This window comes from Streptomyces sirii, from assembly GCF_045690365.1.
GTDB classification, from domain to species: Bacteria; Actinomycetota; Actinomycetes; order Streptomycetales; family Streptomycetaceae; genus Streptomyces; species Streptomyces sirii.
Window position 1 is genome coordinate 7,972,068 of the sequence record NZ_CP147982.1, and the last position, 14,906, is coordinate 7,986,973.

Here is a 14,906-nt window from a genome sequence, read left to right on the forward strand (position 1 = left end):
CCCGCCCGGCCGCCCCCGCCGCGCCTACCGCAGCGTCGCCCGCATCCGCTCCATCCGCCCGATCTCGGCGCTCTGCTGTGCGATGACATCGTTGGCCATCTCCTCGACGAGCGTGTTCCGGCCCGCGGAGAGCACCTCGGTGGCCATGGTGACCGCGCCCCGGTGGTGGGTGATCATCAACGTCAGGAAGAGCGCGTCGAACTTCGCCCCGCGCGCCGCCCGCAGCCGTTCGAGCTGAGCGGCGCCGGCCATTCCGGGCATGGCCCCGTGAGGGTGGTGGCCCTCCGCGCGCGGCCCGCCGTGGCCGCTCAGCCAGCCCTTCATCGCGCCGATCTCCGGCCCCTGGGCGGCGGAGATCCGCGCCGCCAGCCGCCCCACCCGCGCATCGGCCGCATGCCGCTTCGCCAGCGCCGTCATCACCAGCGCCTGCTGATGGTGCGGGATCATCATCTGGACGTAGCCGAAGTCGGCGGAGTCGGGGGCGTCGTCACCGCGTGCCTTTCTGGCCTCGTCGGCGGTGAGCATCTTCGCCGGCTCCCCCGGTTTGCCCGGCGCCACCACCTGGGGGTCGGGGCTCCGGCTCGCCTTGGTGGCGGCGCCGTCGGACGAGCAGCCGCTCAGCACAAGGGAGACGGCCAGCACCGAGCCCGCCGCGGCGAGGCGGGGCACTCTCCTGGGGCGCTCTCTCCTGGGACGCGTCAACGCACACACTCCTGTCCGTCGGACCATCCAAAGGGCCCTGGCCGCCCCGCCCTTGCCGGAAAGAGCCACCAGCCCTACTGAGGCGTTACATGTTCCTTGCCTTCTATTGATGTGTACATGAGTAGCGCGATACTACCGGGGCCAAGAACCGTTCACATCGGAACGGACTCCAAGGGAGGACCTTGTGATGTCGTTGCACAGACCCCGCGTGCGGCGCAGATCCCTCGGCGCGGCGGCCGCGGCCCTCGGGCTCGTGGCCGCTCTCTTCATGGCCCAACCCGCGGCCGCGACCCCCGACCCGGGGGACCACCCCGCCGCGGCCAAGGAGGTCGGCCCCGACAAGGCGGCGGACACCCGGGCCGCGATCAAGAACGGCGAGATACCGGGCAAGGACGAGGTCGTGCACAGCGACAACGTCCGGCATCTGACCAACATCCCCAAGCAGGCGCTCCAGGGCACCAATTCCGACCTCGCCTTCCAGGGGAGGTACGCCTTCGCCGGCAACTACGACGGCTTCGTCGTCTACGACATCTCCCGCCCCGAGGCACCGAGGACCGTGAGCCAGGTGCTCTGCCCCGGTTCGCAGAACGACGTCTCGGTCTCCGGAGACCTGCTCTTCCTGTCCACGGACTCCTCGCGCACCGACGACTCCTGCAGCAGCACACCGCAGCCCGCGACGGAGAAGTCCTCCTGGGAGGGCATGAAGGTCTTCGACATCAGCGACAAGGCGCACCCCAAGTACGTCGCCGCCGTCGAGACCTCCTGCGGTTCGCACACCCACACGCTGGTCCCCGAGCGCCGGAACGTCTACATCTACGTCTCGTCGTACGCGCCCAGCGCGACCTTCCCCGACTGCCAGCCGCCGCACGACGGGATCTCCGTCATCAAGGTGCCGCGCTCCGCCCCCGAAAAGGCCGCGGTCATCGACTTCCCCGTCCTCTTCCCGGACGGCGGCAACCCCGGCGGACCGACCAACCCCGGCGTGTCGCAGACCACCGGCTGCCATGACATCACCACCTTCCCGAAGCTGAAGCTGGCCGCGGGCGCCTGCATGGGCGACGGTGTGCTCATCGACATCGCGAACCCGGCCGCGCCCCAGGTCATCGACCGGGTCCAGGACAACGTCAACTTCGCCTTCTGGCACTCGGCCACCTTCAACGAGCGTGGAAACAAGGTGGTGTTCACCGACGAGCTGGGTGGCGGCGGCGCGGCCACCTGCAACGACCGGGTCGGTCCGGACCGCGGTGCCGACGGCATCTACGACATCACCGGCAAGGGCACCCACCGCAAGCTGGTCTTCCGCGGCTACTACAAGATCCCGCGCCACCAGGCCGACACCGAGAACTGCGTGGCCCACAACGGATCGCTGATCCCCGCCAAGGGCCGCGACATCATGGTCCAGGCGTGGTACCAGGGCGGCGTCTCGATCTGGGACTTCACCGACTCCGCCCACCCCAAGGAGATCGGCTACTTCGAACGCGGCCCGATCTCCACCGACTCGCTCGTCACCGGCGGCGCGTGGTCCGCGTACTACTACAACGGCCACATCTACTCCAACGACATCGCCAAGGGCTTCGACGTCCTCGCGATCGACGACCGCCTGACGGACAGCGCCAAGACCGTCCGCATGAGGGAGCTCAACGTCCAGACCCAGCCCGACTACCGCTGACGCACCGGGCACCGGGCACCGCGCCCGCGTCCCGCCGGGCGGCTCAGTCGTCCGGCGGGCAGCCCGACTCCCAGTCCAGCCCGTAGCGCTGGAACAACTCGGCCCGCAGCCGGGCCCGCGGCATCGGCGCCCCCGGCAGCAGCATGGGGACCACCGAACCCATCAGCAGTGCCCGCAGCAGCGGATAGTCGGCGTCGGGATCCGGTGATCCGTACGCCACGACCGTCTCGCGCAGCAACTGGGCCAGCCGCTGCTGCTCGGGGCACTGGATGAACCCCTCGGCCGTCAGTATCCCCGCCATATGCGTGCGCATCAGCAGCGGGCGATCATGCGCCAGCCCCAGGATGGCGTCGATGGCCCGCGCCAGCAGCTCCCGCCCCGCGTCCGGCCCGCTCGGCCGCGGCTCGCGCTCCAGCGCGGCCTGCAGAGTCAGATGCATCAGCCGGTGCACGGCGGACTGCAGCAGCTGGCGCTTACCGGGGAAGTAGTACGAGGCCAGCCCGCGCGCCGTCCCGGCCCGCCGTGCGATGTCCGCGAGCGTGGTCGCCTCGTATCCGCGCTCCCCGACCAGCTCGACCGCCGCCCGCAGCAGCCGCTCGCGGGACCGCCGCCGCAATTCTTCATTGACCGATGCGCTGCGGGGGGACATCCTGTAACTCCTGCGTTGACTGGCTGAGAGCCAATATACTCAGCGCGGCTCCGGATGTCCGTTCTCGGGCGGATTCCGGTCAGACTGCCTGATTCGGGCGAAACGGGGGATCGTCCGAATCGGGCTGCATCAGCCGGTCTACCTGGGGTTATGCGTCAGGCGGGCCGGCTGAGCGCACATCCGGCGCACTTTCGAGGACGTCCCCATGAGCCTCGTGCATGCCTTGATCTTCGTCCGGAAATAGATGTGCGGACGCGGGCTATGGCGACCTCGACGGTGTCACCAAGGCGGGCAGCCACAGTCTTGGGGCCGGCACCGCCATCGGGCGTCGGCCTGATCGTCGCTGTCTGGGAGGTCGGCTCTCATCGATGTGGCTCTGGCGCAGGGCGGCGAGGTCCCCGAGATCTATGACTTCCCCTACCGTGGCTGTCTCGTCCACTACGAGGCACCAGAAATCTCACGGAGCATCTTGGAGGGCGGCACCGCTGTGCCGACGAAGGAAGCAGACGTGTACGCGCTGGGCGCGTCATTGTTCATCTCCGTCACCGGCTGGAGGCACGTCTCCTACCCGGACGACGCCGACCGGAGGGACCAGCGGCAAGCAATCGTGGACAAGCCGCACCGGCCCATCAACGTACCTGGCCCGTTGGGCGGGCTGATCGAGCAGATGATGAGCCGTAGCCCGGCCGACCGCCCCGCCATCTCGACAATCTGCCGGGAACTCCGCAACGCGGTGCAGTAGGCAGTTGGCAAACGCCGTGACTCTGCAAAGGTGGCTGACCCCTGCCGGACGGAGTGCCGTCCGCGATGCGATCGATGCGAAGGTAAGGTGACCCTAAGTCGATCTCTCGTGGTTCGGAGTCCGCCCGTATGTCAGCACCCGTGCCGCCCCAGGGCACCCCGCGCCACCCGCCCCGGCTGGCGCGCCCCCACGCGCTTCCGCGTCTCGCGGGGCCCGGCTTCCTGCCGACCTCGCCAGCCGGCGTCGAGGAGTTCTGGGCCGACGTCCGTCGCCGTGGCGCCCCGCTCGTCTCGCCCGACCCGGAGGGTAGCGAAGAGCATGCGGCCGTGACGTACCTGTGGCGCGGCACGCCCGCCACCCGCCGGGTGCAGGTGATGCCGAACAAGCTGGCCGACCCGCGGGCACCCGAGGGCAATCTCATGGAGCGCCTCCCGGGCACCGACGTCTGGCACTGGACGGTCCGGCTGCGCCGCGACTGGCGCGGCACCTACGACATCCACGTCGACGAAGGCGGCGGTCCCGGTCCGGACGACCCCGCCTACTGGCAGTGGCTGCGCGCCCAGCGCCACGCCGATCCGTACAACTCCCGGACGCTGCCGGGCCGTTGGAGCGGGGATCCGGTCGCGTACGCCGAACTCCCCGGTGCGCCTGACGCGGTGGACTGGGAGCCGAGGGAAGGTGTGGCGCGGGGGACGGTGCGGGACTTCCAGGTGCCGAGCCGGCAGCTGGGCGGGCAGCGTCGGGTGTGGTTGTACCGGCCGGCGCTCGCAGCGCGGCAGCCGCAGGAGCTGCCCGTTCTCGTGCTGCTCGACGGTGAGCACTGGCAGCCGCGGCTCGGTGTCGCGCACCTCCTGGACAACCTCATCGCCGACGGCCGGATCCCGCCGCTCGCCGCCGTGCTGCCGGAGTCCGTGGACGCGGGCACCCGCTGGGCGGAGCTGACCTGCCGTCCGGAGTTCGTGGCCTTCCTCGCCGACGAGCTGTTGCCCTGGGTGGCCGGGCGGCTGCCGATCACCGAGGACCCCGCGCGGACCGTGGTTTCCGGGCAGAGCCTCGGCGGGCTCACCGCGGCCTACGCGGCGTTCACGGCGCCGCACCGGTTCGGCAACGCCCTGGCCCAGTCCGGGTCGTTCTGGTGGCCCGACGGCCCGGATGCCGAGTGGCTGACCGGCCGCCTCGCCGCCTCGCCGCGGCTTCCCGTGCGCTTCTGGCTCTCCTTCGGCGAGCAGGAGTGGGTGGCGCTGCCCGCCGCCCGGCGGCTGCGGGACACCCTCGTCGTCGCCGGCTACCAGGACGCCGTCTACCGCGAGTTCAACGGCGGCCACGACTACCTGTGCTGGCGCACCGAGCTGGCCGACGGCCTGGTCGGCCTGCTGTCCGGCAAGAGTTGAGCGGGCCTGTGGCGGGGCGGTGCGGCCGCCCCACCACAGGCCCGTGGTCACCCCGTGCCGCGGCCGTCGGGCGCCGGGCCGAACGGAGCGGAGCGACCGGACTGCGGCGTCATGCGTCGAGTTCCTTCAGGCGGGCCGCCAGCACGGCGGCGATCTCGTCGAGCCGCCGGTCCTGCATCAGCTGCGGATGTGTGCAGTCCAGATCCCGGTTGGTGATCGTGCCGCTCACATGCGGCCGCCACGCCTCGTAGGTCAGCCAGTCCTCGGCGCGCGGGGCGGCGGCGGTGAAGAACAGCAGATCGCCCCGGTAGGCCCGGTGGCGGTGCGCGCGCATCATGCGCGCGTGGTTCGGCACGATGTCGACGATCTTCGACAGGGTGTGGTCGGGGAGCCCGGCGAGCGGGCTGCCCGCGCGGCGCAGGGTGGCCAGCACATCGTCGCGGGTGCGCTCGTCGGTACGGTCGAAGCCCGCCATCCGCAGCACCGCGGTGAGCGCATCGCCCTCCTCGGGCGCGGGGCGCTCGCGCCACTGCTCGGAGGGGAACGCGTCGAGCAGCGCGAGCAGGGCGACCTCCTCGCCGGCCTCCTGGAGCAGCACGGCGACGGTGTGCGCGAGGACGCCGCCGACGGACCAGCCCAGGAGGCGGTACGGGCCGTGCGGTTGGACGGCGCGCAGCCGCCGCACATAGTCGGCGGCCTGCTCCTCCAGAGCGTCCGGCAGCGGCTCGTCGTGGACCAGGCCGCGCGCCTGGACGCCGTAGAAGGGCTGGTCCGGGCCGAGGCGGGCGGACAGGCCCGCGTAGCACCAGGTGATGCCGCCGGCCGGGTGGAAGGCGAACAGCGGGGGCCGCGCGCCCGCACCGCGCAGCGGCAGCAGCACGTCCAGGGCGTCCTCGGCCGCCGGACCCGAGCCGTCGAGCCGGGCGGCGAGCGCGGCCGGTGTCGGCGACTCGAAGAGCGAGCCGATCGTCAGCTCGGTGCCGAACGCCTCGCGCACCCGCGCCACCAGCCGCACGGCGAGCAGGGACGTGCCGCCCAGGTCGAAGAACGCGTCGTCGGGGCCGTTCTGTTCCACCCCGAGCACCTCGGCGAACAGGCGCGTCAGGGCCTCCTCGCGCGGACCCGACGGGCGCCGCCCGCCCGCGCCGCCGGTGAAGACCGGGGCGGGCAGGGCGCGGCGGTCCAGCTTGCCGTTGGGGCTCAGCGGGAAGGCGTCGAGGGTGACGACGGCCGCCGGAACCATGTGCTCGGGCAGCACGCGGGCCAGCCCGGCCCGTACGGCCGCGGGGTCCGCGCCGCCGGTCACATAGCCCACGAGCCGCTGACCGGCCGAGCCGTTGCCGTCCCCGTCGTCGCGCACCAGCGCGCAGGCGCCGTCCACCCCGTCCTGCGCCGTCAACGCCGCCTCGATCTCGCCGAGTTCGATGCGCTGGCCGCGCAGCTTGACCTGGTCGTCGGTGCGGCCCAGGTACTCGACCTCGCCCTGCTCCGTCCAGCGCGCCAGGTCGCCGGTGCGGTACATCCGCCCGCCGGGCGGCCCGAACGGGTCGTCGACGAACCGGGAGGCGGTCAGCTCGGGACGGTGGAGATAGCCGTCGGCGAGCTGCCGCCCGGCCAGGTACAGCTCGCCGGGGACACCCGGCGGACAGGGGCGCAGCGCCGCGTCGAGCACGTACAGGCGGGTGTTCCACACCGGCTTGCCGATCGGTACCGGACCGCCGCCGTCCGGTACGCACGTGTGGTGGGTGACGTCGACGGCGGCCTCCGTCGGCCCGTAGAGGTTGTGCAGCGCGACACCGGGCAGCGCGCGGGCGAAGGCGTTCGCGGTCTCCCGGGGCAGCGCCTCGCCGCTGGCGAAGACCCGGCGCAGCCCCCGGCACCCGGCCGCGTCCGGTCCGGCCAGGAAGGCCTTGAGCATCGACGGCACGAAGTGGCAGGTGGTGACGGCCTGTTCGCGGATGAGGCGGGCCAGGTACGTCGGGTCCCGGTGGCCCCCGGGCTCGGCGACGACCAGCGCCGCGCCCTCGCGCAGCGGCCAGAAGAACTCCCACACCGACACGTCGAACGACGACGGCGTCTTCTGCAGCACCCGGTCGGCGGCCGTCAGACCGTATTCGGCCTGCATCCACCGCAGCCGGTTGTCGATCGCGCCGTGCGGGACGACCACGCCCTTGGGGCGGCCGGTCGAACCGGAGGTGTAGATGACGTACGCGGGGTGCGCGGGCGTCAGCGGGCGCCCCGGGTTGATGGCGAGGTACCCGCTCAGATCGAGCCCTTCCAGGGCGACCAGCGGTGTTCCCGGACCGTCGGGAAGCCGTCCGGGGTGGTCGGTGACGGCGCACACGGGCGCGGCGTCGTCGAGCATGTACGCCAGCCGCTCCGCCGGATAGTCCGGGTCGAGCGGCAGGTACGCGGCACCGGCCTTCAGCACGGCGAGCAGGGCGACGACCAGTTCCACCGAGCGCGGCAGCGACACCGCCACCACCGCACCGGGCCGGGCACCGAGGGTCTGCAGATGCCGGGCCAGACGGTTGGCGCGGGCGTTGAGCTGCGCGTAGGTGAGCGAGGTCGCCCCGTACACCAGGGCGGTCGCGCCGGGTGTGCGGGCGGCCCGCGCCTCGATGGGCCCGATCAGGGTCGTCGGCGGCAGCTGCCGGTCCGTGCGGTTGAACTCCTCGACGACCAGGGCGTGTTCGGCGGGCGTGGCGATACCGTGCGCGGTCAGCGGCAGGTGCGGATCGGCGGTGGTGAGCCGGTCCAGCAGATGCAGGAACCGCTCCTGGTGGGCGGCGAGTCCGGCGTCCTCGTACAGCGTCGGATTGCCGTCGTGATCGATGCGCAGACCGCGTCCGTCGGCGCGGTCGTAGATGTTGACGGTCAGATCGTCGACGGGCCCGGCGGAGAGGTTCCGTGCCCGCGCCGGCACGCCGGCGAACTCCACGCCGTAGTCGAAGGGCATGACGTTGACGAGCGGGCCGACCAGGGCGCGGCCCTCACCGAGCAGTCCCAGGTCGCGGCGGATGTCCTCGTAGCGGTAGCGCTGGTGGCGGCGGACCTCGCGGATGCCCAGCACGACCTGCCGGACGAGTTCCGCGAACGTCGCGTCGGGGGCGACGGTCAGCCGCAGCGGCAGGATGTTCATGACCATGCCGGGCACGCGCAGGGCGGCCGAGCCCATCCGCCCCATCATCGGGAGCCCCAGCACGACGTCGGACCGGTCGCTCGCCCGGGAGGTGTAGAGGGCCTGGGCGGCGATCAGGACGTCCGGCCAGGTCGCGCGGAGCCGGGCGGCCAGCTCCCGGACGCCCTCGGTGGTCGCCGCGGGCAGATGGGCGGTGCGGCGGCGGAACGCCCGCGCGGGCGGCGCGCCGCGGCCGGCCAGCCGCGGCACCTCGGGCCGGTCGGCGAAGGCGGCGGACCAGTGGGCGCGGTCGGCGGTGAAGTCCTCGGAGGAGCGGTACTCCCGGTCCTGGGCGACGAGGTCGGCCAGGGCGCCGAAGGGGCTCGGGCCCGGCTCCCGACCGCGCGCCAGGGCGCCGTACACCTCGGCGGTGCGGCGTACCAGGAGGGCGTAGCCGAAGCCGTCCATGACGAGATGGTGGATGCACTGGTACCACAGCCAGCGCTCGTCGCCGACGCGGAACAGGGCGTGCCGGAACAGCGGGCCGTCCGCCAGGTCGAAGGGCTGGGCGAGGTCGGCCCGCAGCCACGCCTCGGCCGCCCCCTCGGCATCGTCCGCGGCGCGCAGATCGCGTACGGTCAGCGGCGGTTCGACCGCGTCCAGGACGTACTGGCGCGGCCCCTCCGGTGTGTCCTCGATGCGCACCACGCGCAGGGCGTCGGCCTCGGCGGTGACGCGGCGCAGGGCCTGGGCGAAGAGGTCCGCATCGAGCGGCCCGTCGATCTCCAGGCACTCCGCGGTGTTCTGCGCGGGGCTGAGCGGATCGAGGGCCTGGGCGTACCACATGCCCGACTGGGCCGCCGTCAGCGGCAGCACGGTGCCCGGGGCGCCGGCCGGCTGCGGCCGGGCGCCTCCGGTGAGCAGCGTCGTCACGGGGTGACCCCCAGCAGCGGCGCCCAGGCGTCGATGGCGGGCCGCTCGGCGAGGTCCACGAACCCGGCCTCGACGCCGTGTTCCCGGCGCCAGCGCTCGACGAGCGTCATGATCCTTATCGAGTCCAGCCCGTAGTCCACGAGGTTCTCGTCCAGGGGGATGTCGACGGGCTCCTCGCCGAGGCAGTCGGCGACGTCCCTGCGGATCTGGTCCAAAGTCAGGGCCATGGCGGCTCAGACCTCCTTGAAGAGCGCGTCGGTAGTGGTGACGACCGCGCAGCGGCCGGCGGCCCAGCGCAGCGCCAGGTCGTGATCGTCGCGGGAGAAGTCGGCGACGGCGTCGGCGACCACGAACGCCTGGATGTCCCGCATCCACGCGTCGCAGGCGCTCATCAGCACCCCGATGTGCGCATACACGCCGACGATCACGAGCTGGTCGCGGCCCGCGTCGCGCAGCAGCCCTTCCAGTTCGGTGCGGACGAACGCGCTGTACTTCCACTTGGTCAGGACCGTGTCACCGGGCTCGGGCGCGACGGCCTCGGGCAGGGCGAGGGCGTGCGGATCGTCCGCGACGCCCGGGCCCCAGAAGTCCAGCTGCAGACCGCGTTCCTCGGGCGTCTGGCCGCCCCGCTGCGCCGAGTAGACGACCGGTACACCGCGGCGGCGGCACTCCTTCGCCAGCCGCGCCGCGTTGTCGAGCATCCCGGTCACCGGTTGCTCGCCGGCCGGGAAGGCGTCGAGGAAGTGGCGCTGGAGGTCGTGGACGAGCAGCACGGCGCGCGCGGGGTCCACGGTCCAGGCGACCCGGTTCGCGGGCAACTCGTCCGCGGTCGGCAGCGGGTAGGGGGCGATGGCGGGAAGTGCCATGGAGGCGGGGGCCTTTCGGTGCTGCTGGGCGGTGGCCGCGGTGGACCGCAGGCCCTTCTTGCTGACCTTGCCGATCCCGGTCTGCGGGAAGGCGTCGACGAACTCGACCAGGTCGGGGACCTTGTAGTCGGCGATCCCGCGCTCGCGCACGAAGCGCTTGACGGCGGCGGGCCGCAGCGGTTCGGCGCCCTCGCGCAGGATGACGTAGGCGAGGGTGCGCTCGCCGAGGTAGTCGTCGGCCACGGCGACGACGGACACGTCGTGCACGGACGGATGGCCGAGGATGAGGTTCTCGACCTCCTCCGGCGCGACCTTCTCCCCGCCCCGGTTGATCTGGTCCTTGGCCCGGCCCTCGACGACGAGGTGCCCGGTCGGGGTGCGGCGCACGATGTCCCCCGTGCGGTAGAAGCCGTCGTCGGTGAAGGCCGTCGCGTTGTGCTCCGGGGCGCGCCAGTAGCCGCGGACGGTGTACGGGCCGCGGGTGAGCAGATGCCCGAACGCGCCCTCGGGGACCTCGTGGCCGGCGTCGTCGACGATGCGGATCTCGTCGTCCGGGGAGATCGGCCGCCCCTGGGTCGTCACGGTCGTCTCGTGGTCGTCGTCGAGGCGGGTGTAGTTGACCAGCCCCTCGGCCATGCCGAAGACCTGCATCAGCCGGCAGCCCAGCGCGGGCTGAAGCCGGCGGGCCGCCTCCTGGCTGTACTTGGCCCCGCCCACGAGCACCAGCTCCAGGCTCGACAGATCGTGCTCCGCCCGCGGTCCGGCCTCCGTCCACACCAGGGCGAGCGGCGGCACCAGCCCCGTCATGGTGATCCGCTCCGCTTCGACGAGCGGGAAGGCGGTCGCCGGGTCGGGCCGCGGGCACAGGACGGCGGTGCCTCCGGCGTAGAGCACACCGAGCCAACCGGGCGAACTCATCGGGAAGTTGTGTGCCGCGGGCAGTACGACCAGGAAGCGGGTGTCCGCGTCCACGCCGCAGATCTCGTTGGAGCCCCACAGCGAGTACAGATAGTCGTCGTGGGTGCGCGGGATGAGCTTGGGCACCCCCGTCGTCCCGCCCGACAGTTGCAGGAACGCCAGCTCGTGCGGCTCCGGCCCGTCGGCCGGCCGCACCGGGTCGCACGGCACGTCGGACAGTGCGGTGTGCTCACCGGGGTCGCCGACGACGAAGACGTGCCGCAGGCTCGGCGTCCGCGCCTTGATCGTCGACGCCAGTGCCCGGTGGTCGAAGCCCGCGTGCCGGTCCGGGACGACGTACGCGGCGGCTTCGGTGAAGGAGCAGAAGTAGCCGATCTCCGTCTCGCGGTGCGCGGGCAGCGCGTAGACGGGCAGCGCGCCGATCCGGAACAGCGCGAAGACCACCTCGATGAACTCACCGACGTTGGGCAGCTGCACCACGACCCGGTCGCCCTTGGCGATCCCGCGCGCCGCGAAGCCGGCGGCCAGCCGGTCGGCGCGCTCGTCGAGCTCCCGGTACGTCCAGGTGCGGCGCTCGGGTGCGGGGTCGACGAGGGCGGTCCGCTCGGGGTGGGCGGCGGCCCGCTCGCGCAGCATCCGCCCGAAGGTCTCCCCGCGCCAGTAGCCGGCGGCGCGGTAGCGCTCGGCGAACTCGGCGGGCCAGGTGGGGGCGTCCAGGCCCGGGGTGGTGGCCAGGGCGCGCGCTTCGGTGGTCACAGGGAGGCTCCCACGGCGCTGAGGAAGGTACGGAACTTGGCGGCGGTCTCGGCGGTCTCGGCCTGCGGAGTGGAGGCGGCCACCACGCCGGCACCCGCGAACAGCCGCAGCGTGCGGCCCTCGGCCTCGGCGCAGCGGATCGTCACGACCCACTCGCCGTCGCCGTCCGCGTCCTGCCAGCCGACCATGCCGGTGTACGGGCCCCGGTCGAAGGGCTCCGACGCGGCGATGACGCTGCGCGCCAGGTCGGTCGGCGTACCGCAGACGGCCGGTGTCGGATGCAGGGCGGCCGTCAACTCCAGTGCCGTGGTGGAGGGTTCGGCCAGCTCGCCGGTCACCGTCGTCGACAGGTGCCACATGGCGGCGGTACGCACCAGCGTCGGTCGCCCGGGCACGTCCAGGCGCGTGCAGTACGGCGCGAGCGCCTCGCGTACGGCGTCGACGACGACCGCGTGCTCATGGAGGTCCTTGGACGACTCCAGCAGCGCGGCCGCATTGCGCACGTCCTCGGCCAGGTCGGTGCTGCGCGGTGCCGAGCCGGCCAGCGGGTTGGCCGTGAGCCGGCCGCCCTGGCGGGACACCAGCAGTTCGGGGCTGGCGCCGATCAGCGTGCGGCCAGGACCGCTGGGGACGGCGAAGGTGTAGCCGCCCGGGTCGCGGCCGGCCAGGTGCCGCAGCATCGCCGACAGGTCGGGCTCCCGCTCCGCGGTCAGCTCCAGGGTGCGGGCGAGGACGACCTTGTCCAGCTCACCGGCCCGCATCCGCGCGACCGCGGCGGCGACCACCTCGCCGTACCGCGCGGGCGACGGCACTTCGCGCACCTGCCAGTCCGCGGCGGCGGGCACCGAGGTCAGCGGGCCCCGGCCCGCGGCGGCCGGGGGCGCGAGAAGCGGGTCCTCGTGCAGCGGCGGCGCCCATTGCACGGACTCGGGGACGGCGAGCGCGGGCGGCGCGTCCGGGGCGAAGGGCAGTGAGCCGACGACGATCGGCGTCGGCTCGCCCGCGTGCCGCCGGGCGTCGAGGGCCTCGTGCACCCGTCTGGACAACGGCCGTTCGTCGTGGGGGATTTCGGCGGCGGTTCCCCGGGCGAGCAGGGTGTGCCGGGGAGTGGCGAGGAAGCGGTCCTCCCCGGGGCGGCAGGCGCCGAGCAGGGCGCTCGCCGCGCCGGGGGAGAGCAGCGAGGTCAGGGCGGGGTCCGGGACGGGGGAGGTGGGTTCGTACAGTGAGGCGGACATGGGTGTCTCCAGTGGGGAGGGCACGGGCCGAAGTCGAAAGTGGTGCGGGCGGCTTGCGGCCGGTTCAGGCCCGCAGGGTCGCGCCGCCGTCGACGTACAGGTCGTGCAGGGTGATGTGCCGGGCGCGGTCGGAGACGAGGAAGGCGACGGCCTCGGCGATGTCGGCCGGTTCGGCGATCCGGCCGAGCGGGATACCGGTGCGGTACGCCGCCGGGTCTCCTTCGACGACGCGACGTACGGCGGCCGCCTCGTCGTCCTCGCCGGAGGCCGCCCACATCGCGCGCTGCATCTCGGTGCGGGTCGAGCCGGGGGAGACGGTGTTGCAGCGGACGCCCCGCGCGGCCACCTCCAGGCCCAGGCACTTGGTGAACATGACGGCCGCGGCCTTCGAGGCGGCGTAGGCGGACATCCCCGCGCGGGGGATGCCGGCCGCGTTGGAGGCGACGGTGACGATGCTGCCGGAGCCGCGCTCGGCCATTCGGCGGGCGGCGGCCCGCGAGACGTGGAAGACGCCGTCGGTGTTGACGGCGAAGGTGGCCGCCCAGTCCTCGTCGGCCAGGTCCACGGCCGGTGAACTCCGCAGGATTCCCGCGACGTTGACCGCGATGTCCAGCGGGCCGAGCGTGTCCTCGGCCTCGGCGACGAGGGCCTCCACGGCCGTGGCGTCGGTGACGTCGAGCGGCCGGGCGGTGACGTGGTCGGCGTACCGCTCGGCGAGGCGCTCGGCGCCCTGGGGCATCAGGTCGGTGGCCAGGACACATGCGCCGCGTTCGACGAGCGCGCGGACCACCGCCTCGCCGATGCCCCGGCCCGCCCCCGTCACGAGGGCCAGCCGCCCGGTGAGTTCCCCCTCGGTGCTCACTTGACCATGGCCTTCCGGATGTCGCCGAGCACCGACAGCGCCGCCTCGGCGCCGCCCAGGCTCGTCCACTTGGAGCCGTCGACGGTGGTCACCTGCCGGTTGTGCACGGCCTTCAGCTGCCGGTAGGCGGGCTTCTCGGTGAGCCGGTCCAGCAGGTCCGCGTCCCGGCCGGCGGCGGCGAGGGTGCCGATGAACAGCCAGTCGCCGTCCACCTCCTTGAGGTTCTCGTCGCTGATCGGCGTCGAGTGCCCCTCGCCCTTGTCGTTCTGCACGCCGGGCCGCCGGAAGCCCAGGTCCTTGAGCACATCGCTGATGAACACGCCCTGCTGCATGACGGCCGTGCCCTTCGCCGAATAGCGGGCCACGGACACCTGCGCGCCGGCCTGTGCGCCGAGGTCCTTCTTCAGGGCGGCGGCCTTGGTGCCGTAGTCGGCGAGGAACTTCTCGGCCGCGTTGGCCTTGCCGAGCACCTTGCCGGTGAGCTGGAGGGACTTCTTCCAGTCCTTGCCGCCGTCGATCGTCACGACGGTCGGTGCGATGTCCCGCAGCTGCTTGAGTACCTGTGCGTCGGCCGTCTGCCCGGCCAGGATGACATCGGGTCTGGCCCGTACGACCTTCTCGATGTCCGGGCCGGTCACCGCGCCCACGACCGGTATGCCCGCGGCCCGTTCGGCGAGGTATCCGGGGGCGCCCTGCTGGCCGCGGCCCGCGGCCAGGCCCACCGGCTCGACGCCGAGCGCGAGCGCCGAGTCCAGGTCCATCTCGCTGAGCGCCACGACGCGCCGCGGTGCGGCCGGCACCCGGACCTTCGCTCCGGTCGCGTCGGTGATGCGGACCGTGCGGCTCCCGCCGCCGGAGCCGGCGTCCTGTTCGCCGGATCCGCACGCGCTCAGGAGCGGTGCGCAGCCGGCGAGGAGGACGGCCGCGACGACGGGGCGGGCCGTGCCGCGGCAAGAGAGGGACATCATGACCTGAAATCTCCGTTGTTCGATGGGGGGTTGGTCCCGGAAGAGCGCATTCCGGCGCTGTTACCGGGGAGGTGGACGACACGAAAAATGAGGT

At 72.9% G+C, this 14,906-nt stretch carries 10 protein-coding genes and 2 pseudogenes; 3 read left to right on the forward strand and 9 right to left on the reverse strand.

The genetic code is table 11. The features are described from left to right. Positions 1–24: 24 nt before the first annotated feature. Entirely contained in the window at positions 25–729 is a 705-nt protein-coding gene (locus tag WAB15_RS35310; RefSeq protein WP_407288772.1) for a DUF305 domain-containing protein, read from the reverse strand. Positions 730–889: 160 nt separating this feature from the next. Here WAB15_RS35310 and WAB15_RS35315 point away from each other — a divergent pair, with 160 nt between their 5' ends. Continuing rightward, positions 890–2,371: an LVIVD repeat-containing protein gene (locus WAB15_RS35315; protein WP_407288773.1), complete on the forward strand. Its 1,482-nt coding sequence runs from the start codon at positions 890–892 to the stop codon at positions 2,369–2,371. 12 nt (positions 2,372–2,383) lie between these two features. Here the strand turns inward: WAB15_RS35315 and WAB15_RS35320 are convergent. Then, a pseudogene (locus WAB15_RS35320) lies at positions 2,384–3,020 on the reverse strand (TetR/AcrR family transcriptional regulator); the annotation flags it as partial. Positions 3,021–3,390: 370 nt separating this feature from the next. Here WAB15_RS35320 and WAB15_RS35325 point away from each other — a divergent pair. Further along, positions 3,391–3,762, forward strand: coding sequence for a protein kinase family protein (locus WAB15_RS35325; protein ID WP_407288774.1), 372 nt, complete (start codon positions 3,391–3,393; stop codon positions 3,760–3,762). A 128-nt stretch (positions 3,763–3,890) separates the two neighbouring features. Next, the gene (fes, locus tag WAB15_RS35330; RefSeq protein WP_407288775.1) at positions 3,891–5,153 is read left to right on the forward strand and encodes an enterochelin esterase; all 1,263 of its coding nucleotides are present in this window, start codon (positions 3,891–3,893) and stop codon (positions 5,151–5,153) included. Positions 5,154–5,262: 109 nt separating this feature from the next. Here the strand turns inward: fes and WAB15_RS35335 are convergent, their stop codons facing one another. From WAB15_RS35335 to WAB15_RS35365, 7 genes and pseudogenes are all read right to left on the reverse strand, one after another. Beyond that, on the reverse strand, positions 5,263–9,207 hold the full coding sequence (locus tag WAB15_RS35335) for an amino acid adenylation domain-containing protein (RefSeq protein ID WP_407288776.1): 3,945 nt from the start codon (positions 9,205–9,207) through the stop codon (positions 5,263–5,265). Then, on the reverse strand, positions 9,204–9,434 hold the full coding sequence (locus WAB15_RS35340) for a phosphopantetheine-binding protein (protein WP_399145427.1): 231 nt from the start codon (positions 9,432–9,434) through the stop codon (positions 9,204–9,206). The genes WAB15_RS35335 and WAB15_RS35340 overlap by 4 nt, the downstream gene beginning before the upstream one ends. Before the next feature lie 6 nt (positions 9,435–9,440). Further along, positions 9,441–10,073 carry an isochorismatase family protein gene (locus tag WAB15_RS35345; protein WP_399145587.1) on the reverse strand — a complete coding sequence of 211 codons (633 nt, stop codon included), beginning with the start codon at positions 10,071–10,073 and terminating at the stop codon, positions 9,441–9,443. 27 nt (positions 10,074–10,100) lie between these two features. After that, a pseudogene (locus WAB15_RS35350) lies at positions 10,101–11,726 on the reverse strand ((2,3-dihydroxybenzoyl)adenylate synthase); the annotation flags it as partial. A gap of 17 nt (positions 11,727–11,743) precedes the next feature. Further along, positions 11,744–12,982 carry an isochorismate synthase gene (locus WAB15_RS35355; protein ID WP_407288777.1) on the reverse strand — a complete coding sequence of 413 codons (1,239 nt, stop codon included), beginning with the start codon at positions 12,980–12,982 and terminating at the stop codon, positions 11,744–11,746. A gap of 64 nt (positions 12,983–13,046) precedes the next feature. Beyond that, positions 13,047–13,844 (reverse strand): 2,3-dihydro-2,3-dihydroxybenzoate dehydrogenase, encoded by a 798-nt coding sequence (locus WAB15_RS35360; RefSeq protein ID WP_407288778.1) that lies wholly within the window; start codon positions 13,842–13,844, stop codon positions 13,047–13,049. Further along, the gene (locus tag WAB15_RS35365; RefSeq protein ID WP_399145430.1) at positions 13,841–14,812 is read right to left on the reverse strand and encodes an ABC transporter substrate-binding protein; all 972 of its coding nucleotides are present in this window, start codon (positions 14,810–14,812) and stop codon (positions 13,841–13,843) included. Before WAB15_RS35365 ends, WAB15_RS35360 begins: the two co-directional genes overlap by 4 nt. Positions 14,813–14,906: the final 94 nt, after the last annotated feature.

What these genes read in the sequence shown, in the direction of transcription:
- fes (WP_407288775.1), top strand. Translation starts at nt 3,891, where the DNA reads ATGTCAGCACCCGTGCCGCCCCAGGGCACCCCGCGCCACCCGCCCCGG.
- WAB15_RS35340 (WP_399145427.1), bottom strand. Translation starts at nt 9,434, where the DNA reads ATGGCCCTGACTTTGGACCAGATCCGCAGGGACGTCGCCGACTGCCTC.
- WAB15_RS35355 (WP_407288777.1), bottom strand. Translation starts at nt 12,982, where the DNA reads ATGTCCGCCTCACTGTACGAACCCACCTCCCCCGTCCCGGACCCCGCC.
- WAB15_RS35365 (WP_399145430.1), bottom strand. Translation starts at nt 14,812, where the DNA reads ATGATGTCCCTCTCTTGCCGCGGCACGGCCCGCCCCGTCGTCGCGGCC.
- WAB15_RS35310 (WP_407288772.1), bottom strand. Translation starts at nt 729, where the DNA reads ATGGTCCGACGGACAGGAGTGTGTGCGTTGACGCGTCCCAGGAGAGAG.
- WAB15_RS35315 (WP_407288773.1), top strand. Translation starts at nt 890, where the DNA reads ATGTCGTTGCACAGACCCCGCGTGCGGCGCAGATCCCTCGGCGCGGCG.
- WAB15_RS35345 (WP_399145587.1), bottom strand. Translation starts at nt 10,073, where the DNA reads ATGGCACTTCCCGCCATCGCCCCCTACCCGCTGCCGACCGCGGACGAG.